Below are 26,541 nucleotides of genomic sequence, written 5' to 3' on the forward strand. Positions count from 1 at the left end.
CCTTCCGCTCCCCCGAGCACTCCCCCGTTCAACGATCAAGGAAGGGTACTCCGGGAGCGGCGGCCGGTGCAGCAGGATGGGGAGGGTGCTTTCTCAACTACCGCCTTCCGTATTGCCGTTCTTGTCGGCGAGGTCGGCGGGAGTGAGCGGATTCATAGCGGTCACGTCACGCGGGGCCAGCGAGAAGCCCTGCCAGTGGACCGGCATGGGCTGCTGGTCCTCGTCCCGCGCGATGTGGTGGAAGCCGATGTTGACCCAGGTGACGGGGTGCTTCAGGGTCTGGCCGTTCACCCACTTGTCGACGCTCTTCGGGCCGCAGTTCTCGGACAGATTGTCGCTGGTGTACTTCTCACACTTCTTGTACTCGGTGAAGTACACATCGTGGTTGCTGTAGTTGCGCCCGGGGTGCTTGACGGTGTGGCCGGGCACGATCTCGTACGAACGGGGATGTCCGTCCTTGTTCTTTCCAGCCGTGCTCACCATGCGCCACCAGCGCATGCCCTTGACGTCGCCGATGAGTTCCTTGGTGACGGGCGTACGCGTCGTCTTCGTCTTGGGCTTGCCCCGCCCGGTGGGTGCCGTCACCTGGGAGTCGTACTGCTCGACCTTCGACTTCGGGGAGCCGTCCAGGCCGAAGTTGAGGCGCCAGGAGACGTTGTGGCTGTGGCTCTCCGCGTAGTCGCTGGCGCCCTTGCCGATGGGCCAGCCCTTGCCGTCCGTGCCGTCGAAGTCGCTGGGCGAAAGGCTGCCGGTGGCACCGACGTTGGACGTGATGGTGCCGTCCGACGAGAAGCGCCACTCGGTGATGTACTCGTACCAGGAGGCCTGGTTGACGGTGTAGATCAGCAGGTCCTTGCCCTGCGCCTGGTAGGTCTTGTTCGGGTTCTGATAGATGTCCTCTGTCATGCGGTACGCGTGGCCCCGCGCGCGCGTGGTGGTGCACAGGCCCTTCACCTTGCCGCCGGGGATGGGCGATCCCGCCACCTTGACGGTTTTGATGGTGCCGCCGGGGCACTCGGCGGGCTTGAGGGGCAGCAGGTCCGTGCCGAACGAGGCGCCGGTGATGTCCTGGTACTCGTCCTCGCCGTCGTCGTAGGGGACGTGGACCTGCGCCAGCCGGGCGCTGGTGAGGACGGGGATCGGCTTGGGCTCGTTCTTCGGCTGGTACGAGATGTTGTCGAGGACGAGACCGGCGTTGGTGTTGTAGTGCCAGCACATGCGCCAGGTGGTGCCGCCGTCGACGGTCTGCTCGATGCGGTAGTCGGCGCTGCAGGCAGGCGCGGGGGCCGCGGGGGCGTCCTTGGAGGACTGCGGGGCGGCACCGGCCGGTCCTGCCGCGGTCATGACGGTGCCTATGAGCGCGGTGACCGCAAGGCCGATGGAGGCGCGCTTGCGGGCGCGCGTGAGTCTGTTCACGTGCATACGGGTCGAACTCCCTTGTACGGGAAGTGAGATGGGTCCGGAGCGGGTCGCTTCGGGCCGCTCAGCGAAGGCGGGTGACGGTGCGGGCGCTCAGGTCGACGATCAGGTCACGGGTGTCGATCCAGGGGCCGTTGACGACCTTGCTGACGATGCTGAGGCAGCGGTGTTCGCCGCATTTGGCCAGCCCGGCGGGCAGTTGCTCGACGGTCTCCTTGTGGAAGACGAAGGCGCTGAGCCGCAGCTGGTCGGGCGAGGTGAGCTCCTTGCCCATGGCGTTCTTGTAGTCGCTCTTGAGGTCCTTGCCGAGCGGGTCGGCGATCAACAGCTGGGCGGCCTCGTTCAGTTCGTCCCTGGCCGCGGGCGGCTGGACGCCGTGCGAGGTATCGGAGTCCTCCACCTTGCCGGTGTCGAGGTTGACCGTCTTGGTGACCAGCGCGTCGTCCTTGTAGTCGTAGTAGACGATCTCCGCGCGGCGCGGCCGCTCGGCGTCGACGGCCTCGGTCGGGTCCGCCTCGCTCAGGTTGCTGCTCAGGAGCTGCGGGCCGCGGTCGCCCTCCACGTCCCTGGCCGACCTCCGCAGATCGCCGCCGCCCATGGCGATCTTCTCGGCCCGTTTCATCTCGTCGTCGGTCAACGGATCGCTGCCGACGCCCTTTTCGCCCTCTTCGGGAGCGGCCTCGACGACGCCGTCCTTGGGCACGGCGTCCTGCTGTGCCGCGCCCGCGGCCGCACTGCGGTCCTGATCCCGGGACTCCCCCGCCCCGGCCGATCCCGGCAGTGTGACTCCCACCATCACGGCGGTGGCCGCCACGGCGACCGCGGCTCCCGCCATCACCTTTCCCAGATGGCGTCTGACTATTTCGCGCACATCCTCCCCCTACTTCCCCTGGTGTCCCCACGAATGGGCATAACGAGTTTGTGGTCGGCTCGTTAGACGGCCTCAACTCCTGGGTGGTTGCCCCACTTTCGGGGAGACTCTGGCCAAAGTGACCCCGGGCCGAGGGGGCGGTAGTGGAAGAGTCATATGCATGCAGGTGTGGCCAGGGCAGGCGTATCCACTGGGTGCCACGTACGACGGCGCCGGGACGAATTTCGCGGTCTTCTCCGAGGCCGCCGACCGCGTAGAGCTCTGCTTGTTGCACGACGACGGCTCGGAGACCGCCGTCGAGCTGCGCGAGTCCGACGCGTTCGTGCTCCACGCGTACGTGCCGGGCGTGATGCCGGGGCAGCGCTACGGCTTCCGGGTGCACGGCCCGTACGCGCCCGCGCGCGGGCACCGCTGCAACTCCGCGAAGCTGCTGCTCGATCCGTACGCGCGGGCGGTCAGCGGCCGTATCGACTGGGGCGAGGAGGTGTACGGCTACCGCTTCGGGGCCCCGGACAAGCGCAACGACATGGACTCGGCGCCGCACATGATGACCTCCGTGGTGGTCAATCCGTACTTCGACTGGGGCGACGACCGGCCGCCGCGCACCCCGTACAACGAAACGGTGATCTACGAGGCCCATGTGAAGGGCCTGACCATGCTCCACCCGGAGCTGCCCGAGGACCTGCGCGGCACGTACGCGGCGCTCGCGCATCCGGCGGTCATCGACCACCTCACCCGACTGGGCGTCACCGCGATCGAGTTGATGCCGGTCCATCAGTTCGTGAACGACCACCGCCTGGTCGACATGGGCCTGAACAACTACTGGGGCTACAACACCATCGGCTTCTTCGCGCCCCACAACACGTACGCGTCCTGGGGCGACCGGGGCGAGCAGGTCCTGGAGTTCAAGCAGGCCGTGAAGGCGCTGCACGAGGCGGACATCGAGGTGATCCTCGACGTCGTCTACAACCACACGGCGGAGGGCAACCACCTGGGCCCGACGCTCTCCTTCAGGGGCCTGGACAACGCCTCGTACTACCGGCTCTCGGGCGATCAGCGCTACTACACGGACACCACGGGGACGGGCAATTCGCTCCTGATGCGCTCCCCGCACGTGCTTCAGCTGATCATGGATTCGCTGCGGTACTGGGTCACGGAGATGCACGTGGACGGCTTCCGCTTCGATCTCGCGGCGACGCTCGCGCGGCAGTTCCACGAGGTGGACCGGCTTTCGTCGTTCTTCGATCTGGTGCAGCAGGATCCGGTGGTGAGCCAGGTGAAGCTGATCGCCGAGCCGTGGGACGTCGGCGAGGGCGGCTATCAGGTGGGCAATTTCCCGCCGATGTGGACGGAGTGGAACGGCAAGTACCGCGACACGGTACGAGACATGTGGCGGGGTGAACCGCGCACGCTCGCGGAGTTCGCGTCCCGGCTCACCGGCTCTTCGGACCTCTATCAGGACGACGGGCGGCGCCCGTTGGCGTCGATCAACTTCGCCACCTGCCACGACGGTTTCACGCTGCACGACCTGGTCGCGTACAACCACAAGCACAACGACGCCAACGGGGAGGGCAACCGGGACGGCGAGAGCCACAACCGGTCGTGGAACTGCGGCGCCGAGGGCGAGACGGAGGATCCGGACGTCCTTGAGCTGCGCGAGCGGCAGATGCGCAACTTCATCGCGACCCTGATGCTCTCCCAGGGCGTGCCAATGCTCAGCCACGGCGACGAGTTCGCACGGACCCAGGGCGGCAACAACAACGCGTACTGCCAGGACAACGAAGTCGCCTGGGTGCGCTGGCCGCAGGACGGCTGCACGCAACTGGCGTTCACGCGCGCGATGGCGTGGCTGCGCCGCGATCACCCCGTCTTCCGGCGCAGGCGCTTCTTCCACGGCCGTCCGGTCGAGGGCACGCACGACGAGCTCTCCGACATCGCCTGGTTCACCCCGGAAGGCGAGGAGATGACGCAGCGGGACTGGGACGCGTCGCAGGCGCGGGCGCTGACGGTGTTCCTGAACGGCAACGCGATCTCGGAGCCCGGCACGCGCGGCGAGCGGATCGCCGACGACTCGTTCCTGCTGATGTTCAACGCGTCCGATCAGCCCCTGGAGTTCGTGGTGCCGGTCAATCACGGCCGCCAGTGGCAGGTCGTGGTCGACACCGCGCGCTCGGACGGTGTGCCTCCGGACACCGGCCCGAAGGCGGGGGCCGGCGAGCGGCTCACCCTCCCGGACCGGAGCCTCACGGTCCTGCAGCGCCCGGCGTGACCTCGGCGGTGTCGCCGGCGCGGGTCCCCGGGCGGGCGACCAGCGCGACCAAGAAGGCGACGGCGGCGGCCGCGCTGCCGAGGGCGAACGCCGCGCCGGGGCCGTGCGACTCGGCCAGGCGTCCCGCGACGGCGAGCGTGACCGCCTGGCCGCCGACGAAGGCGCTCGCGGCGAACGTCATCCCCTCGGCGAGCCGCCCCGGCGGGCAGGCGCGCTCGGTCAGGCCGAAGCCGGTGATGAGGTTCGGTGCGTAGACGGCGCCGAACACGGTCACCACGAGGTACAGGCCCGTCATGCTGTCCGTCCACACCAGCGGCAGCGACAGGAGCGCCGCGGCGGCCGTGGCCAGGCGCCAGCGCGCGTTCAGGCCGAACCGCTCGGGCAGCGCGGCCATGGAGAGCCCCACGACGGCGCTCATCACGCCCATGGCGGCGTAGACGAGCCCCGCCTGGCCCGGCTGCCCCAACTCCTCGGTGAGCGCCGTGATGCCCGCTCCACAGGCGCCGAGCAGGACGCCCAGGAAGACGAGCCCGACGCGTACGACATAGACCTCGCGCGGGAGGCGGTGTCGGCCCCCACGCGCGCGTGGGGGCCGCTGCCCGGCGGCGGGCACCGTCCGTCCTGTGGGGTGCAGCGCGAAGCCCGTGCCGCAGACGGCGACCAGGAGCGCGGCCGCCCCGAAGGCGTACGCCGGGTGGGCGGCGACGGCCGCGAGGCCCACCAAGGCGGGGCCGAGCACGAAGGACAGCTCGTCCATGGTGCTCTCCAGGGACAGCACGGTGTTGACCAGGCGGTCGTCACCGCCCGCTCGGCGGACCAGCGGAACGGCGCGGGCGCGGGCCAGCGGCCCGATCCCGGGGATGCTCGCGCCGGCGAGGACGGCCAGGGCGACGAGCGCGGGCGTGGGCAGCTCCAGGAGGGCGCCGAGCGTGTACGCGGCGATCGCCACGGCGTTGAGCAGCGAGAAGGCGAGCACGACGGAACGCTGGCCGCGCCGGTCCGCGAGGCGGCCGACGAACGGACCCATGGTCACCTGGCCGAGGGCGAGCGCACACGCCACGATGCCTCCGGTGGCCAGCGATCCGCTGGTCTCCGTCACCAGCAGGACGCTGCCGAACTGGATCATGGCCACGGGGAGCCTGCCGAGGAACGAGATCACCGGAAGGGCCGCTCCGGTGTGCCCGATCACTTCCCGGTAGGCGTCCAGAAGCCCTCGCCCGCCCGACGTGTCCCCTGCGCGCTCTGCGTCCCGTGCGATCTGTGCCTTTGTAGCCATCGTCCGAAGCTAGCGACGACCTGACGGCCGAACGCATGAGTCGATGGCACGAAAGCCCGCAGGGCGGGTACGTACGTTCGCATGACGCCAGAGCGCTCAGTGCCCGTGGTTCCGCCGCCGCCCACCGCCACCTACCGGCTGCAGCTCCAGCCGGAGTTCCCGTTCGCGGCCGCCGAGGCGGCCGTGCCGTATCTGGCCGCGCTCGGTGTCTCGCATCTGCATCTGTCGCCAGTGCTCGAAGCCGTGCCGGGGTCCACGCACGGCTACGACGTCGTGGACCACGCGCGCGTGCGCGGCGAGCTGGGCGGCGAGGAGGGGCTGCGGGCGCTCTCGCGCACCGCGCGGACGCACGGCATCGGCCTGGTCGTGGACATCGTGCCGAACCACATGGCGGCGGTGCCGCGGCACAACCGCGCCCTCTGGGAGACCCTCCGGGAAGGCCCTGCGTCGCCCTGCGCACGCTGGTTCGACATCGACTGGGAGGCGGGCGGAGGACGGGTGCTCCTGCCGGTCCTCGGGCGGGGCATCGGGGACGAGTTGGAGCGGCTGCGGGTCGACGGGGACGTCCTGCGCTACCAGGAGCACGCGTTTCCGCTCCGGGAAGGCACCGAGGAGCTGCCGTTGCCGAAGCTGCTCGACGCGCAGTGGTACCGGCTCGGCTGGTGGCGACTTGCCCGTACGGAGCTCAACTACCGCCGCTTCTTCACCATTTCGGACCTCATCGGGGTGCGCGTCGAGGACCCGGAGGTGTTCGACGCGACGCACGGGAAAGTGCTCGGACTGCTGCGGGAGGGCGTCGTCGAGGGGCTGCGGATCGACCACCCCGACGGCCTCGCGGACCCGGGGGCGTACCTCCAGAGGCTGCACGAGGCCACCGGAGGGCGCTGGACGGTCGTCGAGAAGATCCTCGCCGACGGGGAACGCCTTCCCGCCGCGTGGCCCGTCGCGGGCACGACCGGGTACGACGCGCTGCGCCACCTGGACGGCCTGTTCACGGACCCCGCGGGCGCCGGGGAACTCCTCGGCCAGTACCGGCGGTTCACGGCGCCGCCCGCCGACCGGGGCGGCGACTGGGGGGCTACGGTGCGGCGGGCCGCGTACAAGGTCATCACCCATGAGCTGGCCGCCGAGACCGACCGTCTCACCCGCGAGGCGGCCGCGCTGTGCGCCCCGCACCCCGCGCTGCGCGACCACGCGCCGTGGGCGCTGCGCACCGCGCTCCAGGAGCTCCTCGTCCGGCTTCCGGTCTACCGGCCGTACGTCTCCGGAGGCGCCGAACCGGCTTCGGTCCTGACGGTGGCGGCCGCCGACGACGCCAAGGCGGCGTTCACCGTGCGCGAGGAGGCCGAAGCAGTCGATGTCGTACGGGACCTGGCGCTCGGCAGGATCGGGTCGGGTCCGGGAGTCGACGCCTTCCGGGCGCGGTTCGCGCAGACGGCTTCGGCGCTGCGGGCCAAGGCGGTCGAGGACACCGCGTTCTACCGGCACGCGCCGCTCCTGTCGTCCGCGGAGGTGGGCGGCTCTCCCGAGCGGCCCGCGGTGGCTCCGGAGGCCTTCCACGCGTACTGCGCGCGCGTGCAGCGCGACTGGCCGTACACGGGGACGGTGCTCAGTACGCACGACACCAAGCGCAGCGCCGATGTGCGGGCGGGGATCGCCGTGCTCACGCAGTGCCCGCAGCGGTGGGCCGACCTCCTGGTCGAGGTCACCGAGCAGACCTCGCGGGTGGGTGGCACCTGCGCCCCCGATCCCCAACTGGCGTGGGCTGCCTGGCAGACGGCCGTCGGGTTCGGCTTCCCCTACGACGAGCGGCTGCAGCAGGCGCTGCTCAAGCATGTGCGCGAGGCGGGCCTGCACACGAGCTGGACCGAGCCGAACGAGGCGTACGAGAAGGCCGTGACCGCCTTCGCGGAGGCGGGGCCGTGCGGGCCGCCGCTCTACACGGTGGCGGAGTTCGCGGCCGTGCTGCGGCCACATGTGCGGGCGAACGTCCTCGGGGCGACGCTGCTCCAGCTGACGATGCCGGGGGTGCCCGACCTGTACCAGGGCACGGAGGGTGAGTGCCGCACCCTGGTGGACCCGGACAACCGGCGGCCCGTGCGGTTCCAGCCGCACGTCCTGGAGCACCTGGAGGAGCACCGTGACCGCTGGGACCTCTCGGAGGAGAAGCTGGCCCTGACGGCGGCCTCGCTACGGCTGCGCAGGCGGCGCCCCGAGCTGTTCGGCGGCGCGGCGACGTACGAGCCGCTGTCGGTGCGCGGCCCCGGCGCGACGCACTGTTTCGCCTTCGCCCGCTCCGGAGAGGTGGTCACGGCGGTGACGCGCCTCTCCCTGCGCCTCACGGACGCGGGCGGCTGGCGCTCGACGGAACTGGTGCTTCCGGAGGGGCGGTGGGCAGATCTGCTCACTCCGGGGCGGGAGTTCACCGGGCACGCGCGCGTGGCGGAGCTTTTCGATGAGCTGCCGGTGGTGCTCCTGGAACGGGTCAACCGGGACGTACGAGAAGCATCCGGGGAGCCCGAGTCGTCAGCCCCTGAGGAATCGGCCTGAAGCCCGGCGCCCAGCGCAGGCCCGGCATGACGTCGAGCAGGGCCCGCAGGCCCCGTTGGGCGGTGAGGGCGGCCAGGGTCGTGCCGAGGCACGGGTACGGGACCCCGCCGAGCGCGAGGCTCTCCGGCTCCGCACGGAAGATGTCGTAGCGGTCGGGGTCGGCGAAGCGGTACGGGTCGCGGCCCGCGGCGCCGACGAGGCAGGCCACGACGGCGCCCTCGGGGAGCGTGGTGCCGCCGACGGCGATCGGCGCGGTCGAGCGCCGCAGCACCACGGGCGTGGGCGGATCACGGCGCAGGGACTCCGTCCAGGCGCCCGGTATCAGCTCGGGCCTGGCGCCGACGAGCGCGAACTGTGCGGGGTGGTCGATGAGGTTGGCGAGGAACGAGGCGAGCGCGAGGGCGGTGGCCTCGCCGCCGCCACCGATGAGGGTTCCGGCGAGGCGTGTGACGGTCTCGTCGGACAGCGGCCGCCCGTCCACCCGGGCGTCGCACAGCACGGACAGCAGGTCCGCCCCGGGGTGGGCCCGACGCCGCGCGATGAGCGGGCGCAGCAGGCCCGCGAGCTCCGGGTGTCCCTCCGCGTCGCCGACCCCCGTGAGGCCCGCGCGGCACCACTCCTGGACGCGCGCGGCGTCCTCGTAGGGCAGCCCCAGCGCGGCGACGGCGGCCGCGGCGGGCAGCCACCCGCAGAACTCGGCGACGAGGTCGACCTCCCGGCGCCCCGCGATGCGCCGCGCCAGGACGTAGGCGGTGCGCTCGACGGCGGCATCGACCGCCGCGACGGCCCGCCGCCCCACGACGGGCCCGGGCCCTCTCTCCGGAGGCGGCGCACCGAACCCCACGTCCCCGAGCACGGCCCGCACATCCACGTACCGACTGACCAGCCAGGCCCCGAAAAGCTCGTCCCGAACGAGCGGAAAGTCCTCCCGGAGGACGCGATAGAACGGATACGGATCAAGCTCGAAACCGGGAGACAACAGACTGGGCGAGGCAGTAACAGCCCGTCCGGCGTTTGAGGACGAACTCGGCGGAGCCGGTGACAGACGGCGCCCAGGAGGGGCCGAGCCACAAGATTCGGGCAGGGACGACGCCGGGGGTATCCCGCTCACGCCTGGAAGGCTACGCACCGCCGGCTACCGCCTCTGGGTCAGCGCGGCGGGTGCCGTGCGTGGGGGTTTCAAGGGGCTTCCTGGGGTATCAGGGGACCACCACGGGCCGCCGCACGCAGTTCCCGTACGACCGTTCGGGTGAGGCGAGCACGCAGGCCAGGCGTGGCGCGGTGACACCGCTGCGCCGGACGCTTGACACCCGCCCGACCCCGTGGCGCACTGCCCAATACGTCAGCGGACAAGACGGGGGTGAGTCAACTGGCGGAGCAGCGCTATCCCAATGTGACCGAACTGGTGCTGTCCGCAAGGGAGTTGGCGGCACACCGCCCCGGGTTGAGCACCCTGCGCCAGGTCGGCGCCTCGCGCGCGGGCCGGCCCCTGTACCTGCTGTCCGTCGGACGTTCCCCGCACGCCGTCCTGGTCGTCGCGGGCGCGCACTCCAACGAACCGGCGGGCGGTTCGACGCTGCTGCACCTCGCGGAGTGGACGCTGCGGGACGAGGACCTGCGCGCCGACACCTCCTGGCACTTCCTCCTGTGCGCCGATCCGGACGGCGCGGCCCTGCACCGCACGCCCGCCCCGCGCACCCTCCTCGACTACCACCGGCACTTCTTCCGGCCCGCGGGCCCGGAACAGCCGGAGTGGTCGCCCTCCGTGCTGCCGCCCGACCGGCTGCCGCCCGAGACCCGCGCCCTGACCGGCGTCATCGACGAACTGCGGCCCTACTTGCAGGTCTCCCTGCACGGCACCGACCTGGGCGGCAGCTGGGTGCAACTGACCAGGGATATCCCGGGGCTCGCCGAGCCCTTCGCCAAGTCCGCGGCCGAGCTGCACATCCCGGTCGAGACGGGGGCTTCGGACGCCGCGGGCTGGCCGGTGTCGGGACCGGGGGTCCATGTGCTGCCGGGCCCCGGCTCGGCGGCCGCCTATCCGAGCCTGCCCGAGGACGCCCGGCACACCACCTGGCATCACGCGCACCGCTACGGCGGCCTGACCGCGATCGTCGAGGTCCCGATGTGGGCGAGCGACCTCGTGGACGACCTCGCGGTCCATCCCGCCCCCGTCCTGGCGCTGCGCGGCGTGGCACAGCGGCTGCGCCACGACGCCCGGCTCGTCGAGGAGATTCTCGGCGATGCGCTGCCGCGACTGCCGCGGGCGCAGGGTCCGCTGCTGCGCGCGGCGCGCTGGGCGCTCGACCTGGTGCCCGGCCTCGCCGACGACTGGGACACGCTGCCGCCCGCGGGGACCTCCATGGCGTACATCGGCAGCGTCGACGCCTTCGGGCGCCGATTGCCGCTGCGGGCGGCCGCGATGGCGCTGCGGGTCCTGGACGCGGCGGGCGACCGGGCCGCTCCCCGGCTCGAACGGCTCGTCGTGCACTGGAGCGACGCGTTCGCCGAGCGGTTCAAGGCCCGTTGGGTACCGGTCGAGCACCAGGTCGAGCACCAGTCACGGACGACGGTCGCTGCCGCGCGGCACGCGCGCGTGCGGAGCGACTGACCCGCCCCGGCCCCCCCTGCTTCAGGAAACAGCCGACGCTTCAGGAGACGGCCAGCCGGAACGCCATCGTCCCGAAGCTCACCTGATCGCCGTCCTGCACCACGGCGGCGCCGATCACCCTCCGGCCGTTCACGGACGTGCCATTGGTCGAGCCGAGGTCGCGCAGCACCCACGTGCCGCCCTGCCGGCTCAGCTCGGCGTGCACCCGCGACACCGTCTCGTGGCTCAGCCGCAGGCCGTTCGCCGGGTCGCGACCGATCCGCAGCGGATGCGGGTTCCCCGGCACCGGAAGCAGCAGCTTCGGCAGCCGCTCGGCCTGCCAGGCCCTGCGCAGCCGGACGGTGAACCCGGATACGGCGCCGACGGTGCCGAACACGATGCGTGAGAAGCGTCCCTCGGTGCGCAGGTCGGCGGTGAGCGCCGCGAGTTCGTCGGGCTGCCGGGCGGCCAGCGCGAGCTCCATGCGCCGCACGAACGTCTCGTGCGACAGCTTGCCGAGGGCAGCGCCTTCTCTGAGCACCTCAAGCGCCCTGTCGCGCTCGGCGTCGGTCAACCGCGCGGGGTACGTGTGGATCTCCAAGGACGACGTCACCCTGGTGATTGTCGGGCAGGTCGGCCGGGGTGTCCAGAAAACGCGGAACGACCGCGGGCCGATCACTTCTGAAGCACGATGGTCGGGCGTACTGACGGACGGGACAGTACGACGGGCAGGAAGACGGACGAGAAGACGGACGAGGGGAACTGTCAGTGGAGTTCGAGGTGTGGGCACCGGAGGCCGAGCGGGTCACGCTGCAGTGCGACGACGCCACGCACGCGCTGGAGCGCGCCGACGGCCGCGCCGGGTGGTGGACGGCGGAGGTCGCGGCGCGGGACGGGGCGCGCTACGGCTTCTCGCTCGACGGGGGTCCCGTCCTGCCCGATCCCCGCTCGCGGCGCCAGCCGGACGGCCCCGACGGGCTCAGCGCGGTCGTCGACCACGAGCGGTACGCGTGGCGCGCGCCGTGGGCGGGGCGCGGGGTGCGGGACGCCGTCCTGTACGAGCTGCACGTGGGGACGTACACACCGGACGGCACGCTCGACTCGGCCGCCGGGCGGCTCGGTCATCTCGCGGAACTGGGCGTCAGCCATGTGGAGTTGATGCCGCTCTGCCCGTTCCCGGGGCGGCACGGCTGGGGATACGAGGGCGTGTCGCTCTGGGCCGTGCACGAGCCGTACGGCGGCCCCGAGGCACTGAAACGATTTGTCGACGCGGCGCACGCGCACGGCATCGGTGTCGTGCTCGACGTGGTGCACAACCACCTCGGCCCTTCGGGCAACCATCTGCCCGCGTTCGGGCCGTACTTCACGGAAACCCACCAGACCCCGTGGGGCGCCGCCGTCAACCTCGACGCACCCGGCTCGGACGAGGTCCGCGCGTATCTGATCGGCAGCGCGCTCGCCTGGCTGCGCGACTACCGTCTGGACGGTCTGCGCCTGGACGCGGTGCACGCGCTGCGGGACACGCGCGCGTGCCACTTCCTGGAGGAACTGTCCGCCGCCGTGGACAAGCTCTCCGACGAGCTCGGCAGACCGCTCGCGCTGATCGCCGAGTCGGACCAGGGCGACCCGCGGACCGTCACCCCGCGCGCGGAGGGCGGCCTCGGCCTGCACGCACAGTGGAACGACGACTTCCACCACGCGCTGCACGCGGCGCTCACCGGTGAATCGCACGGCTACTACGCGGACTTCGCAGAGGCGCCCTTCGCCGCGCTCGCCAAGACGCTGACCCGTGGCTTCTTCCACGACGGTACGTACTCGACGTTCCGTGGGCGCCGGCACGGCCGCCCCGTGGACCGCGTCCGCACGCCCGGATACCGCTTCCTCGGCTATACGCAGACCCACGACCAGGTGGGCAACCGCGCCCAAGGGGACCGGCTCTCCTCGACGCTCTCCCCCGGTCTTCTCGCCTGCGCCGCCGCGCTCACCCTCACCGGGCCGTTCACGCCGATGCTGTTCATGGGCGAGGAGTGGGGCGCGGCGACACCCTGGCAGTTCTTCACCGACCACACCGACCCCGAACTCGCGGACGCCGTGCGCCGGGGCAGACGCCGGGAGTTCGCGGAACACGGCTGGGACGAGGCCGAGATCCCCGATCCCCAGGACCCGGCCACCCGGAACCGCTCCTGTCTCGACTGGGCGGAGCCGCTGATCGATCCCCACGCGCGCGTGCTCGCCTGGCACCGCCAACTGATCGCCCTGCGGCGCTCCCGCGTCGACCTCCTCGACCCCGATCTTGCGGCGGTCCGGGTCGCGTACGACGAGCGGGCGCGGTGGTTCGCGGTCCGGCGCGGCGATCTGCGGATCGCCGTGAACGTCGGCAAGGAGGCGGCCGACGTCCCCGTGGGAGGCCGGGGCGCGCGGGTGCTCGCCGCGTGGCAGCCGGTCACGGCGCCGGGCGCGGACGGGCTGCTGCGGCTGCCCGCCGAGTCGTGCGCGGTCGTCGCGACGCCATGAGCCGACGTCATGAGGCCGACGGCGGGGGTCGGTCGGGTAGTCGGGTCAGTCGACGATCGCCAGCTCGCGAGCGGTGGCGTTGAGCCGTCGGCCGCCGTCCTCAGTCACCGTCACGATGTCCTCGATGCGCACTCCGAAGCGGCCCGGCAGATAGATGCCGGGCTCCACGGAGAAGCACATGCCCGGCACGAGCGGCAGTTCCTCGCCCTCGATCATGTAGGGCGGCTCATGGGTGGTGACGCCGATGCCGTGCCCGGTGCGGTGGATGAAGTGCTCGCCGTAGCCGAACTCGGTGATCACCGCGCGGGCCGCCCGGTCGACGTCCTGGCAGGCCGCCCCGGGCCGCACCGCCGCGCAGCCCGCAGCCTGCGCCTCGCGCACCACGTCGTGTACACGCTGCTCCTCGGCATCGGGCTCGCCGACGTGCACCGTGCGCGAGGTGTCCGAGCCGTAGCCGTGCATGAGGCCGCCGAAGTCGAGTACGACCATGTCGCCGCGCTCGATGACGCGATCGCCCGCCTCGTGGTGCGGATTGGCGCCGTTCGGTCCCGAGCCGACGACGGTGAAGTCGACCTGGGAGTGACCGAACCGCCGCAGCAGATCGGCGAGATCGGCCGCGACGTCGGTCTCCTTGCGGCCGGCGAAGCGCACCTTCTGGATTTCTTCGTACGTCGCGTCGGCGGCGGCACCGGCAGCCGCGAGGCGCTCCAGTTCCGCGGCGTCCTTGACCGCGCGGAGCATGGGGAGGGCTTCGGTGAGGGACGCGTAGGAGGTGCCGGGCAACTCCTTCTGGAAGCCGATGAGGTGCATCGCCCAGGCGTTGTCACTGATCCCGAAGCGGCCGTCCACGTCGAGGAGCGGCGCGGTCACGGCGTAGGGATCCTTGCCGTCGGTCCAGTCGCGCAGGGAGAGCGCGCTCGCGCCCGCCGCCCGTTCGGCGTCCGGGGCCTCGAGCGTCGGCACCACGAGCACCGGGTCCTGGCCCGCGGCGAGCACGAGGACGGTGAGCCGCTCGGTGGCCGCGGTCGGCTGATAGCCGGTGAGCCAGACGAGGTCGGGGCCCGGCGCGACGAGCAGCCCGGCGAGCCCCGCGTCCGCCGCGGAGGCCGCGGCGCGCTCCATGCGGGCCCGGTAGTCGTCGGCGGTGAAGGGCGCGGGGGTGCCGGGGTTGCCGGTCATCGGGTTCCTCCAGGGCAGCTCGCTGCGTGCGTACGGCGTTGGTCCTGATGCCGATCCTGCCCGCACCGCCGCGCGTCCGCGAGGCGATTACCCGCTCCCCGCCGCCGCGATCAGGTCACGAAACCGGGCGTGACCGACAGGGACTGCCGGTCGCCGCTCTCGTGGCGGACGGTCAGCGTGACGGTCCTGCCCGGATCCGCGGCGGCCACGGCGGCCGCTAGGCCCTTGGCGGAGCCGATGCGGGTCTTGCCGAAGGCGAGGAGTACGTCGCCGCGTACAAGACCTGCGGTGTGGCCGGGCCCGGGGCTGTGCACGCCGACAAGGAGCGCGCCGGGGCCGCCGGGTGCGTCCACGGCTTCCACGCCGATGGCGGGCCGCGACACGGCCTGCTCCGGCTCCTCCCCCTTGCCCGCCTCCTCGCCGGGCTCCTTCTCGGGCTCCTTCTCCAGGGGCTTCGCGGGAGCGCCGGGCTTGGACGCCCCCGGCGCCGCAGGACCACCCGGAGCCCCCGGCCCTCCGCCGGGCGCACCCGCCGACTTCTGCATCTCGGCGAGCTTGCTCATGCCGATGAGGGTGGCACTGACCGTGCCGAGGCCCACCCCCGACAGCACGAGGACAGCCGAGACGAACACCCCGAAGAGCAGAGTCCGCAGCCGCCGGCCACGCCTGCGGGCGGCATGCGGCCGCCGCCCTCCACCGGGCCCACTGCCGCCCGCGCCGGGCTTCCGGCCGGCACTGCCGAGCCTCCGCTTGATTCCGATACCGAACCTACGGCCGCTCCCGGACTCCTGCCCGGGCATCGGCTTGGGACGCAACGCAGTCTGTTCCATGGCTCGCCTCCGGCCACAGCCCTACCCGGCGTGACGCCACGCGACGATCCCCGAAAGAGTGACGCAGGCCCCGCTCGTTCGGGAATTGTGTGCAGCAAAGAATGAGAACTCTGGTGTGGGTCTGCTGTCAGTGGCCGCTGTTACTTTCGGAGCATGACCGAACGTGCACTGCGTCTGCTGCGACAGGACCCGCGTCTGGCCGAGCTGGCCGCGTTCCCTTTCGCATTCGACCTGTCCCGGACGGACCACGTCGAAGAGGTGCGCCTGGCCTCCGGTGGTCCGCTGGAGGCGATCGCGGGGGACGACTCCGGGGGCACGTACTTCGTGTGCGCGGACGGGGCCGTGCTGTACGCCGACTCCGAGGGTTCCGCCGGGGTCATCGGGGACAGCGTGGACGAGGCCCTGGAGATCCTGGTCGGCCTGCCCGGCTGGCACGACTACGTGAGGCTCTCGCCGGACGACGGCGAGGCGCGCATCCTGGCCGAAGTCGCCGACACGGAGGGTGACTTCCGCGAGGACTGCGTGCCCGACCTTGACGCGCGCCGCGCCGAGCTGCGGGCCGCGCTCGGTTTCCCGGAGCGCTCTCCCGTGCAGCTCGTCGCGCGCCTGCACGCCGCGCTCCTGCGCACCGAGCCGGACCACCTCCTGCTCAACGCGGTCGAGCATCTCGCGTACCGGCGCCTCGACCCCCACCCGCGCCCGCCCCTGTGGGAGCAGGTGCTCACCAGGGGGCGCACGGACCTGGCCCTGCTGCGGACCGGCGACCGCGCGACCTGGGACGCGGTGGCCGGGAGCCGCGCGCGCCGGGTGGCGGCGCTGCGGGCCGCCCAGTACGACCGGCGGAACACGGACCGGGCCCTCCTGCGCCACCTCCTGAAGCACGAGGCGAGCGCGTCGATGTCCGACGAACTGCGGCTCGCGGTCGTCCTGGTGGGCCTCTACGGCCTCGCGGAGGACCTGCCCCTGCTGCGGGAGGTCCACGAGACGACGTACGACACGTGGTGCGGTCTCGCCGGGCTCCCCGAGGAGGCGGACGAGGTCCGCGCGTGGGCTCGCTCGTTCGACGATTCCAACTTCGGGGTGGATCCCGACGACGAACCGGAATCCACCTGGCTGGAGCTCGCACGCGACCTCGGTCTTATCGAGACGGCCCGCTCCCATCTGATCCGCGAGCTGGACGACACCGGTCCCGACGCGGCTCAACTGACCTTCCTCAGCGTCGAGTTGGCGCTCATCGGCGACTACACCCAGGCGATACGGGCCCAGCGGCTGCATGTGTCGCTGCAGGACACCGAGCACGGCCGCGCGGCGGCACGCTCGCGCCTCGCCGAGCTGGAGCGGAAGGCCGTGGACGGGGCGGCGGCGGAATCGTAGGTTTCCCCGCACGAGCCCGTCCGGCGCCTCTAGGCTGCGGGACTGAACTCGGCTCCGAGAGGGGCCTGGACCAGCTCCGGGAAGGAATCGCCTACATGACCGACGCGCCGCTGCCCGCGGAGCTGCTCCTGGACCGGGAAGCCTCCGACGATCTGCGGCACGAGCTCGTGTCGGCCCTGGAGGGCCTGGGCGTCCGTACGGCACGGGTGCGCCGCGCGGTCGACCAACGGGGCGCGGCGGACATCCCCTGGATCATGCTGGCCTCGCTCCCCCTGCAGGCCTTCCTCAGCGGGCTCGGTGCGGAAGCGGTCAAGGACTCGTACGCGGCGTTCAAGAATGTCGTACGCCGGTCCTCGGGCGAGGCCGATCCCGCTCCTCCCCGGCCGCTGGTCCTCCAGGACCGAGGCTCCGGCCTGCGGGTGATCCTGGAGCCGGGCCTGCCAAGTGAGGCATACGACGAACTCCTCCGCCTCGATCTGACGGGGTTCAGCGAGGGGCCGCTGCACTACGACCGGGAACAGGGCCGCTGGCGCTCCGAGCTGGACGAGGCGGCCGGCTGACCCGCCGCCGGGAACGGGGAGAAGCGCCGTGGGCCAGCCGCACGTCGAAGTGAGCCGCGCGGAACAGGCGTGCGCCGCCGGGGAGTCCGCCCTGGAGCGGGGCGACAGGGCTGTGGCCGAGCGGGAGTTCAGGGCGGCACTGACCCTGGCGGGGGACGGGGCTGACGCCGCAGGAATCAGGGCCCGGGCCCACATCGGCATCGGCCGCCTCCGCCTGGCCGCGAAGGACCCCGAAGAGGCCGCCGAGGAGTTCCGGCGGGCTCACGCACTGCGCCCCGACGAGGCGGGACCCTTGCACTGGCTGGGCTGCGCGGCGGCGCACGGGTCCGCGTACGAGTCCGCGGACACACACTTCACCTCGGCACTCGGCCGCGTGCCGCCCCATCACCGCTCGCTCGTCCAACGCGCTTACGTACGCGTGCGGTTGGGCCGTCACGACGAAGCACTCAAGGACCTGCGAACCGCCGCCTCACAGGACGCCTCACTCGACGCCGAGGCACGCCGGGTTATGGCCGCGCTGGCGGGCGCGACGGCTCAGGGGGTGGCGCTGCCGCCGCGCGGGGCGGGGCAGGCGGAGGCTGCGGGCGCCGCCGAGGACCCCCCTGAGCCGGGCGGGCCCGCGGGGACACAGCGCCGCCGGGCCGCCGACCTGCCTGCCGCCTCCCGGCGGCCGCAGGGCCGGGTCGAGGTGGACAGCGGGTCCGTGCCGCGGTACGCCGTCGCGCTGGTGCTCGGCGGACAGCGCGAGGCGGCCGTCGAACTGCTGGAGGAGGCGACCCGGCAGAACCCCGCCGACCACCGCATCACCCACACGCTCGCCATCGCACTCCTCAACTCACCCACGGGGCAGGGTGAGTTGGCCACACGACGCTGGGAGCGTGCCGTGGCCGCCTGGGGTGCACTCCTGTACGACGACGCCTTCTGGGCGCACCGGCGCGCCTGCGCCGAGGCGAGGTACGGCGTACCGATCGAGACGGCGCTCGTCACGGAGCTCCGGGCCGACCTGCGGGACCTCCTTGAGGGACGCATGCCCGACGACGCGGAGGGCCGGGTCTCGCCTGGGGCGCTGCTCCGCCGGGAGGTGGACGCCGCGAGGGTACTCGCGAGGGCGGGCGGCTTCCCCACCGGGCACGGCGACCCGCTGGCCTGCGGCCCGTTACGCATCGCGGAACTGCGCATGGTCGCGGAGTTCGGGGCGTTCGCGGTGAGGGGCGAGAGCGGCGGGACGGACTTGGCCGCCGATGGGAGCGAGGCCTGCGGGACAGACACGACTGCCACATGGGGTGACACCGGTAGCACAGGCACGACTGCCACATGGGGTGACGCCGGTGGCACAGGCGCGACTGCCACGGATACTGAGCGAGGCGGCGGGACTCGTATGACCACCGCGACCGGCCCCACCCACCAGTCACGCGCGTACGCGGCAGACGGCGAGAGCGGCGGGACAGACCCGGCCGCCCAGGATGGCCGCACCGCGCCTCCCCCGCGCACCGGCGCCTCCCTCACCTACGCCTTCTCCGAACTCGGGCTTGCCCAGCTTCTGTTGAAGCAGGAGCAGCCCGCCGAAGCTCTTGGCGCGCTCGCCGAGCTTCGCTGTCCCGGCTGTCGGGAGCGGCAGCGGCAGCGGCAGCGGCAGCGGGGCAGTGGTGTGGGCGCCGCTGTGTGTGAGCCGGGGTGTGGCCGGTTCGATGAGCTGAACCCCGCCTATGCCGGGTACCCCGACAAGCACCGCCGGCTCGCCCTTGACGCGCGCGGGCTCGCGCTGCGGGCGCGGATCCAGCTGGGTAGTGGTGAACTCACCGCGGGGCGGCCCGACTTCGGGGCAGCCACTGCGTCCTGGCGCCGCGCCCTCGTGCACAGCAGAGAGCTCGACCGCTACCAGGAGACCCACCGAACCGTCGTCGACCTGGCGCTGAGCGCCGCGCGGGCGGCGCATCGCGCGGGCGATCTGACGCGCGCCGTGGCCACGCTCGAAGCGGTGCGCGTGATCATCGGGGCCAATGAACGCGGCCGCATTGAAGGGCAGTTGGCCCGGCTGCTTGCCGACCGTGGTATCGCCGCGGCCAATCGGGACGGCACCCTGCTCGACGGGCCCGCGGCCGACCTGCGGCGTTCCGTCGCGTTCAATCCGCATCTGCTGCGGGCCCAGGTCAGTCTCGGCGTCGTACTGCGCGGACTCGCCGCACGCCGCTGGCACTCGGGGAGCGCATCCGGGGCCCGCGCGACCCTGCAGGAGGCCATGGAGCAGCTGACCGCCGCGCTCGTCCACTTCCCCGGTGATCCGGAGCTGACCGAGCAGCACGAAGCCGCGGTGGCCGACCTCGGTCACGTCACGGCGGTCCCGCACGAGAGCGGGAGGTGACGGCGCGCCGATGCTCGCCTACGAGGAACTCCGCATCCGTGTCCGCCCCATCGGCACGTCCCGCTACCTGATCACCGCCAACGGCCCGGCGTCCGCGGCCGAGGTGATCGCGGTAAACGGCGAACCCGCGGCCTTCCGCGACGAGTGGGACCAGTTGATCGCGACCGAGCTCGGACTCGCTCCCCTGGGCGACGAGCACACCGTGAACCAACTGCGCGGCCTGGGACGCGGGGTGTTCCGGCTGCTGTTCGGGGAGGGCACGCAATCCGCCGCCGCGGCGGGGTGCTCGCCCTCCGCCGACGCACGCGGAGGCGAAAGACCGCAAGGCGTCGGCGCCTGCGTCGACCTCGCCCTCGATCACGCCCAGCGGATGCGTCCCGCGCGCGGGCTGCGGATCCGCTTCGACCTGCCTCAGGAGCTGCGCGATCTGCCTCTGGAGTCGCTGTGCGCCCCGCCGGGGATGCCGCAGCAGTCGCTCGCCCTCAACCACAGCTATTCGCTGGTGCGTTCACTTCCCGGGGGCCCGCTGGGCCGACGCCTCCCCGACGCGGCGGACGAACCGAGCCTGATCCGCCTCCTGGTGGCCTGCGCCTCGCCCGTCGACCCCGGACTCGCCCCGCTGCGTGCCGACGCGGAGGTCGCCGCGCTCCGCCAGGAACTGCCGGAAGTCGCCGTACAGACCACGGTGTTGGAGCGGACGACCCGCAAGAGCCTGGAGGCCGCGCTCGGCGCCGAGTCCGATCTGCCGACCGCGGTCCTCCTGATCGCACACGGGACGTACGACCAGGAACTCGGTAAGGGCATGGTGGCGCTGGAGACCGAGGGCGGCGGCGTCGACCAGGTGCCCGCGGATCTGCTCAGCGGGATTCTGCTGAAGGCGCCGGGGCTTCGCCTGGTCGCCCTCAACCTCTGTTCCGGCGCGGACAGTTCGCTCACCGAGCCGTTCTCCGGTCTTGCCCAGGCGCTGATCGGCGGCGGTGTGCCCGCCGTGGTGGCGATGCGGGGGCGGGTCAGTGACCTGTCGGCGGGGCAGTTCGGCCCCGAGCTGTTCAAGGGACTCGCGGCGAACCGGACCATCGACGAGGCCATGGGCGCCGCGCGCCGCCGCATCTCGCATCTGCCGGGGCACACGGCGGTGGAATGGGCGACGCCCGCGCTGTTCCTGCACGAGAACTGCAGGCAGGGCTGGTTGTTCAAGGCGCGGGAGGTACGGGACGACGGTGGCGCCGTCGCCGATCCGCTGCGGGAGGGCGCCGACGCGCTGCGGGCGTTCCAGAACCCCTTCGGGCACGTCGACTCGACGGTGCTCATCGGCGCGGCGCGTTTCCAGCGCGACCTGGGGCAGTGGGCGCAGGTGCAGCGGATACTGCGCGCGGAGACCCGCCAGTTCGAGGACGAGCAGCGGCTGCTGCGCGCCGAGGCCACGTTCGAACTCGCCTGGGAGGACCTCGACAAACTGTGCGGGCTGCTCGCCGCGGACCTGGATCCCGACGCGGCCGCCGAGCAGTTCGCCGCCCTGCGTGACGCGCTCCCCGCAGCGCCGGCCGCGTGCGTCGCCGCGGAGGTCGAACGACTGCGACACCTCACCACCCTGGCCGAGCGGGCCCGCGCCGCAGAGGCCACCGGCGACTGGGCGAAGGCGATAGCCCGTTACGAGGAACTCCTCACCGCCCACCCCACAGGCATCCGGGACACGGCCGACCGCCTGGCCGCGGCACGCGACGAACTCCACGTGGCCCGCGCGATGGAGACCGCCGAACAGGCCGCACGCCACGGTGCCTGGGCGGACGCCGCCGCCGCGTACGCCGATGTACTCGCCCGGCGCCCCGGCCACCAGGGCGCCGCGGCGCACGCGGCGTACGTGAACGGCAGGGCGGCGCAGGACGCCGAGGACTGGGCCGCGGCCGGGTCCGCGTACGAGGCGTGCGCGGGGCTCGACGACGCCGCAGCGAGGGCGGCGTACGTGAACGGCAGGGAGGCGGCGAACGCGGAGGAGTGGGACGCGGCAAGGGAACTGTTCAAGGAGGCGACGAACCGAACCCCGCCGAAATCCGGAGCCTCCCCCTCCCCCTCCCCCGCCCCCGACCTCCACTCCTGGCTGGCCTACGCGTCGGCACGCGCCGCGGAGGACGCCGGAGACTGGGGCGCCGCCGTCGGGGAGTTCACCGGCGCCAATGGATTCCGGGACAGCGGCGTACGGCTGTCGTACGCGCGAGGCAGGCGCTCGGCGGAGGACGGCGCGTGGGCGGAGGCCCTGACCGACCTGGAAGCCGCGGCCGCCCAAGGCCATGACGCGGAGCCGTGGCTGAGCGAGCTGCGGAATCGGATGTACCAGAGCGCACTGGACGCAGCATCCGCCGGCCACTGGCCCAACGCCCTCACGGCCCTCGACCTTCTGCCGCCCGCCTTCCGCGACGTACGCTCACGCAAGCGCTACGTCCAGGGCCGGGTGGCGGCCGCCGACGGCGACTGGGCACTGGCGGCGGAGGCGTTCGCGGGGTGCGCTACGGAGGCGGGGCCGGGCGCGGGACGCGGCGTAGGGCCGGGCGCGGGACCGGGCGCGGACACGGGACGGGACGCAGCGCCGGGTACCGGATCGGGCTCGGGATCGGGTGCGGACACAGGACCCAGCGCGGACACGGAGGCAGGGCCGGGCGCCGGACCGGGCACGGACGCGGGACCAGACACAGAACCTGGCGCCGGACCCGACGCCGGACCGGGCACTGACACGGGACCGGACGCAGCCACGGGTGCCGGATCGGGCTCGGGATCGGGTGCGAACGCAGCACCCGGCGCGGACACGGAGGCAAGACGGGACGCCCGGCCGGAAACGGACGCAGGACCGGAGACAGAACCGGGCGCCGGACCGGACACGGACGCGGGACCAGACACAGAACCTGGCGCCGGACCCGACGCCGGACCGGGCGCGGACACGGGACCCGACGCAGCCACGGGTGCCGGATCGGGCGCGGGATCGGGCGCGGACACAGGACCCAGCGCGGACACGGAGGCAAGACGGGACGCCGGGCCGGACGCAGACGCGGGACCGGAGGCAGGGCCGGGTGCCGGATCGGGCGCGGACGCGGGATCGCACGCAGGATCGGGCGCGGACGCAGAACCCGAGGGTGGACCGGGCGCGGGCGCGGACGCGGGGTCGGGCGTGACCGGATGCGGATACGACGACGCCGCGGAGTTGCGGATCTACGCCCTCGGGCGCCTCCACCAGGACGGAGAGCGTTGGCAGGAAGCCCTGGGCTGCTTCAGTGAACTGTCCTCGGACCTCCTCGACGTACCCAACCGCCTCCTCTACAGCCGCGGTCGTGCCGCCGATGCCCGCTCCGAGTGGTCCGGCGTGATCGACGGCTTCGGGCGGCTGCCCGACACCTACGCGCACGGCGAGGTCCGCGACCGCCGCCGCTACGCACGCGCACGCGTGGCCGCCGATCTGCGCGACGACTGGTCCGCCGTACTGAGCCTGCTGGCCGAGGTGCCCGACACGGGCCGCGACGGCGCGGTGGGCCAACTGCGGCGCAAGGCGGAGGGGCGCCTCGCGGAGGCGGCGGGCGACTGGGCAGGGGCCTGCGAGATCTACGCACGGGCGTTCCCGCAGCAACTCGACCCCGGTCGAGACCCCAGTCCAGACCCCGACCTCGCTCAGGACCCGGCCCCCGGCCAAGACCCCAGCCCCTCTCATACCCCGGCCCTCGACGAAGGCGCCAACCCCTCCCCCGGCCAAGACCCCGACCCCGACCCCGATCAGGAACCCCACCACCTCCACCGTTACGCCCTCGCCCGCACCCACGAGCTCGGCGGTTTCTGGGGCGATGCCCTTGCCGTCTACCGGGCACTGCCCGATAGCTGGGCCGATGTCGTCGTCCGGCGTGGTTACGTCGAGGCTCGGATCGCCGAGCGGGGGGCCGTGGGTGCTGCGCAGTGGCAGGGGGTCGTGGACGCGTTCGCCGTGGTAGAGGCGGGGCCCGGGGAGTTCGCCGATGTCGGCTCGCGCAAGCGGTACGCCCTGGTGCGGCTCGCCGAGGCCGAGGGGGACTGGCCAAGAGTCCGGGAGGAGGCAGACGCGCTCGGTGAGCATCGGGACGCGGCCTCGCTCGGTGCGTACGCACGGGGCCGCATCGCCGCCTCCCACCAGGAGTGGCAGCAGGCCGCCGACGCGTTCCGCGCGTGTGCGGGGCACGGAGATGCGGGGGCCCGACTCGCCTATGTGCAAGGGCGGTTGCTGGAGGCCGACGGGCGGTGGAGTGACGCCGTCGCCGCGTACGAACGGGCGGGCGGGGGTCTCGAGCGGGCGGACGTGCGGTGCCGCAGGCTGCGGCGGCTGCTCGAACTGCTGCCCTGGGCCGACGGGCTCACCCGTGCCCCGCTGGTCGCCGACCCGTTCGCGTCGAGCGACCCCACGTATCCGTACTTCGCGCTGCGGGACGCCGGCGTCGACCCCGCCTCCTCCATGGACGCCGTCAGCGACGCCTCGTACACGCTCCTGGAACGCGGCGGCATGACCTGGTCCGAGCGGGTCGCCTGGGACCGGCTGCGGCTTCCGGGGCGGCGGCTCCAGCTGGACGCGCTGCTGTATCGGTGGCACTCCCCCGCCGCGCTGCGCGACGCGATGGCTGGGCTCTCGCCGGACGACGGGCAGCCGGGCCTGCTCGGCGATCTGTGCGAGCGGTTCCCCGAGGACGCACCGCTGCTGCTCCTGCTCGCCAGGGACCGGGAGGCCGCGGCCGCCGAGTGGGAGCGGCGGCTGCGGGACGCACCCGGTGACATGGCCGTCGTCCACGGCCTTGCCGTCGCCCGGCTCTGGCAGGCGCAGGAGCTGGAGCAGAGCGGGGCGTGGGAACACGCCGTGGGGGTCTGGGAGTCGGCGCTCGCCTACTGGGCCGCGCTGCTGAGCGACGACGAGTACTGGGACGGCTGGCGTGCCGAGCGCGCCGCCTGTTACGGCCGGGCCCTGCCGGGCGAGGACATGGCCCAGCTGCGCCTTGAGCTCAGCCAGCACCTCTTCGGGCAGCTGTCCGCGCACGAGCAGCGCCACACCGAGCAGGAGCGCCCCGAACAGGCCGCCGCCTACGAGGAGTTGGCCGCCCTCCTGGAGGCCGAGCTGGGCGCGGCCCGCGTCCTGAAGGACATGGGCGGCCTCCTGAACGTGCCGGGCGCGGGCACCGCACCGCTCGCCTGCGGGCCCCGCTATCTGCGCCTGCTGCGCCTGGAGGCCCCCCTCGGCGCGCTCGCCGCCGCCCTGGACGCGGCGGCGCAGGACGGCAAGGACCCCGGCGAGTACACGGTTCGCCAACTCCGGTGGGCCTTCTCGGAGTTGGCGCACGGCTTCGTCCTCTGCGAGGTGCACAAGTTCGACAGCGCGTTGCGCGCCCTGCCCGCCTTCGCCACCCTCACCACGCTGCCCGACGACTGCGCGGGTCCGGCGTCGGCGCCCGCTCCGGACACGCACATCGAGGCGTGCGGCCACTGCCAGGACGTACTGCGTCGCAATCCGGCATACGTCCAACTGCCGGAGCGGCACACCAGGTTCCTCCAGGACGGCGTCGAACTCGCGGTGCGGGTGCGCCTCTCCCTCGCCCGTACCGCCCTGACGGACGGCGAGGGAGGACTCGACCGCGCCCTTGAGGAGTGGGACGAGCTGGTGCTCGTGGCGCGGCGGGCCGGTATGCAGGCCCGCGCCAAGAAGGCGGTCGTCGGCACGGTGCTCGGCCGGGTCGAGGCGCTGGTCGACACGGGCGGCGCGCAGCGCGGCGAATGCCTGGACGAGGCCGTCAAGCTGGTCGAGCGGGTGCCGGCGGCCCTGCATCCGCTCGACCGTGACCTGGTGGACCAACTGAACGCGCGGCTCTCGGCGTTGCTGTCCATGCGCGGTGTCTGGCGCGGCTACACCCGGACCAAGTACGGCATGCGCTCCGACCCCTACGGCGCGGAGACCGACCTGCGGCGCGCCCTGCAGCTCAACCCGGCCTCCGGCCACGCCCGCGACAACCTGGCCCGCGCCCTGGTCTTCACCCTCGACGCGAACACCACCACCATCCCTGGCCGCCTGAAGATCCTCCACGAGGCCCTGGGGCTCCTGGACGTGGGCCTCGGGCAGGCCCTGACGCACGGCTACCGGGAGACGCTCGGCGAGGCCATCGACGAGCTGGAGCGGCTCCTCGCCCAGGACCTCGGTGTCGAGGGACTGCGCGAGCTGATGCTCAGCGACAGCGAGGAGACAGCACCGGACGAGAGTGAACTCGGCGTCTGGGCCGGTGTGTTGACGGACCGGGCGGAGGATTCGCTGGCCCGTGGCGACATCCGCCGCGCCCTGCACCACCTGATGCGCGCCACCCGCGCCGACCCGATGAACAGCCGCATCCGGCGGGCGCTGCTCGACACGGTGCAGCGCTGGTTCGACGAACTGACCGCCAGGAGCGAGGGTGAGGAGAGTGACGAGCCGTGATCAAGGATCCGGAGACGCACTGGGACGGCGGCCCGTTCCCCTACGACGCGCTCGCCGAGGTCGGCGTCACCCCGTGGACGACCCACGCCGACCTCCAGGACATCTCCTTCGAGCTGCTGGCCCGACGCCTGATGACACCGGTCACCCAGCAGGCGTGGGACGACCTGAGGAGCGTACGCCGCAGGATGCTGGCCGAACTCCTCCTGTACGACGTGGAGTTGGCCGAGGCCATACCGGCGGCTGAGGAGACCACCCGCCTCCTCGACGACCTCATCACCTTCGACATCTGA

Annotated in this window: 16 protein-coding genes; 9 read left to right on the forward strand and 7 right to left on the reverse strand. The window is 72.6% G+C overall.

Going from position 1 to position 26,541, the window contains the following annotated elements; genetic code table 11:
- Positions 1–93: 93 nt before the first annotated feature.
- Together AB0O76_RS12075 and AB0O76_RS12080 are read right to left on the reverse strand one after the other, a co-directional pair.
- Positions 94–1,422 carry a copper amine oxidase gene (locus AB0O76_RS12075; protein WP_365488393.1) on the reverse strand — a complete coding sequence of 443 codons (1,329 nt, stop codon included), beginning with the start codon at positions 1,420–1,422 and terminating at the stop codon, positions 94–96.
- A 61-nt stretch (positions 1,423–1,483) separates the two neighbouring features.
- Positions 1,484–2,254 carry a Tat pathway signal sequence domain protein gene (locus tag AB0O76_RS12080; protein ID WP_365488396.1) on the reverse strand — a complete coding sequence of 257 codons (771 nt, stop codon included), beginning with the start codon at positions 2,252–2,254 and terminating at the stop codon, positions 1,484–1,486.
- 196 nt (positions 2,255–2,450) lie between these two features.
- On the opposite strand from AB0O76_RS12080, the gene glgX reads away from it, so the two are divergent.
- Positions 2,451–4,559: a glycogen debranching protein GlgX gene (gene glgX, locus AB0O76_RS12085; protein ID WP_365488399.1), complete on the forward strand. Its 2,109-nt coding sequence runs from the start codon at positions 2,451–2,453 to the stop codon at positions 4,557–4,559.
- Here the strand turns inward: glgX and AB0O76_RS12090 are convergent.
- Complete coding sequence (locus AB0O76_RS12090; protein ID WP_365488402.1) at positions 4,534–5,835, reverse strand: MFS transporter; 1,302 nt, start codon at positions 5,833–5,835, stop codon at positions 4,534–4,536. The genes glgX and AB0O76_RS12090 overlap by 26 nt on opposite strands.
- An 81-nt stretch (positions 5,836–5,916) precedes the next feature.
- On the opposite strand from AB0O76_RS12090, the gene treY reads away from it, so the two are divergent.
- Complete coding sequence (gene treY, locus AB0O76_RS12095; RefSeq protein ID WP_365488405.1) at positions 5,917–8,385, forward strand: malto-oligosyltrehalose synthase; 2,469 nt, start codon at positions 5,917–5,919, stop codon at positions 8,383–8,385.
- Here treY and AB0O76_RS12100 read toward each other — a convergent pair.
- A complete protein-coding gene (locus tag AB0O76_RS12100) occupies positions 8,321–9,256 on the reverse strand; it encodes a cytochrome P450 (protein WP_365488408.1) in 936 nt (311 codons plus the stop codon). The two genes, treY and AB0O76_RS12100, sit on opposite strands and share 65 nt — an antisense overlap.
- A gap of 489 nt (positions 9,257–9,745) precedes the next feature.
- Here AB0O76_RS12100 and AB0O76_RS12105 point away from each other — a divergent pair, with 489 nt between their 5' ends.
- On the forward strand, positions 9,746–10,996 hold the full coding sequence (locus AB0O76_RS12105) for a M14 family zinc carboxypeptidase (RefSeq protein ID WP_365488411.1): 1,251 nt from the start codon (positions 9,746–9,748) through the stop codon (positions 10,994–10,996).
- A gap of 40 nt (positions 10,997–11,036) precedes the next feature.
- On the opposite strand, the gene AB0O76_RS12110 is transcribed toward AB0O76_RS12105, so the two are convergent.
- Positions 11,037–11,588: a DUF1707 and FHA domain-containing protein gene (locus tag AB0O76_RS12110; protein ID WP_365488414.1), complete on the reverse strand. Its 552-nt coding sequence runs from the start codon at positions 11,586–11,588 to the stop codon at positions 11,037–11,039.
- 155 nt (positions 11,589–11,743) lie between these two features.
- Between AB0O76_RS12110 and treZ the strand changes: the two genes are divergently transcribed.
- A complete protein-coding gene (gene treZ, locus AB0O76_RS12115; RefSeq protein WP_365488417.1) occupies positions 11,744–13,489 on the forward strand; it encodes a malto-oligosyltrehalose trehalohydrolase in 1,746 nt (581 codons plus the stop codon).
- 45 nt (positions 13,490–13,534) lie between these two features.
- Here treZ and AB0O76_RS12120 read toward each other — a convergent pair whose 3' ends face one another.
- Positions 13,535–14,668 carry an aminopeptidase P family protein gene (locus tag AB0O76_RS12120; RefSeq protein WP_365488420.1) on the reverse strand — a complete coding sequence of 378 codons (1,134 nt, stop codon included), beginning with the start codon at positions 14,666–14,668 and terminating at the stop codon, positions 13,535–13,537.
- Between the two features lie 110 nt (positions 14,669–14,778).
- Entirely contained in the window at positions 14,779–15,498 is a 720-nt protein-coding gene (locus AB0O76_RS12125) for a PDZ domain-containing protein (RefSeq protein WP_365488423.1), read from the reverse strand.
- 153 nt (positions 15,499–15,651) lie between these two features.
- On the opposite strand from AB0O76_RS12125, the gene AB0O76_RS12130 reads away from it, so the two are divergent.
- From AB0O76_RS12130 to AB0O76_RS12150, 5 genes are all read left to right on the forward strand, one after another.
- Entirely contained in the window at positions 15,652–16,872 is a 1,221-nt protein-coding gene (locus AB0O76_RS12130) for a hypothetical protein (protein WP_365488426.1), read from the forward strand.
- Between the two features lie 95 nt (positions 16,873–16,967).
- A complete protein-coding gene (locus tag AB0O76_RS12135) occupies positions 16,968–17,432 on the forward strand; it encodes a hypothetical protein (protein WP_365488429.1) in 465 nt (154 codons plus the stop codon).
- Between the two features lie 28 nt (positions 17,433–17,460).
- The gene (locus AB0O76_RS12140) at positions 17,461–19,794 is read left to right on the forward strand and encodes a hypothetical protein (RefSeq protein ID WP_365488432.1); all 2,334 of its coding nucleotides are present in this window, start codon (positions 17,461–17,463) and stop codon (positions 19,792–19,794) included.
- 10 nt (positions 19,795–19,804) lie between these two features.
- Entirely contained in the window at positions 19,805–26,251 is a 6,447-nt protein-coding gene (locus AB0O76_RS12145; RefSeq protein ID WP_365488434.1) for a CHAT domain-containing protein, read from the forward strand.
- Positions 26,248–26,541, forward strand: coding sequence for a hypothetical protein (locus AB0O76_RS12150; protein WP_365488437.1), 294 nt, complete (start codon positions 26,248–26,250; stop codon positions 26,539–26,541). The genes AB0O76_RS12145 and AB0O76_RS12150 overlap by 4 nt, the downstream gene beginning before the upstream one ends.

The sequence above is a fragment of the Streptomyces sp. NPDC086554 genome (assembly GCF_040686095.1).
GTDB lineage: Bacteria > Actinomycetota > Actinomycetes > Streptomycetales > Streptomycetaceae > Streptomyces.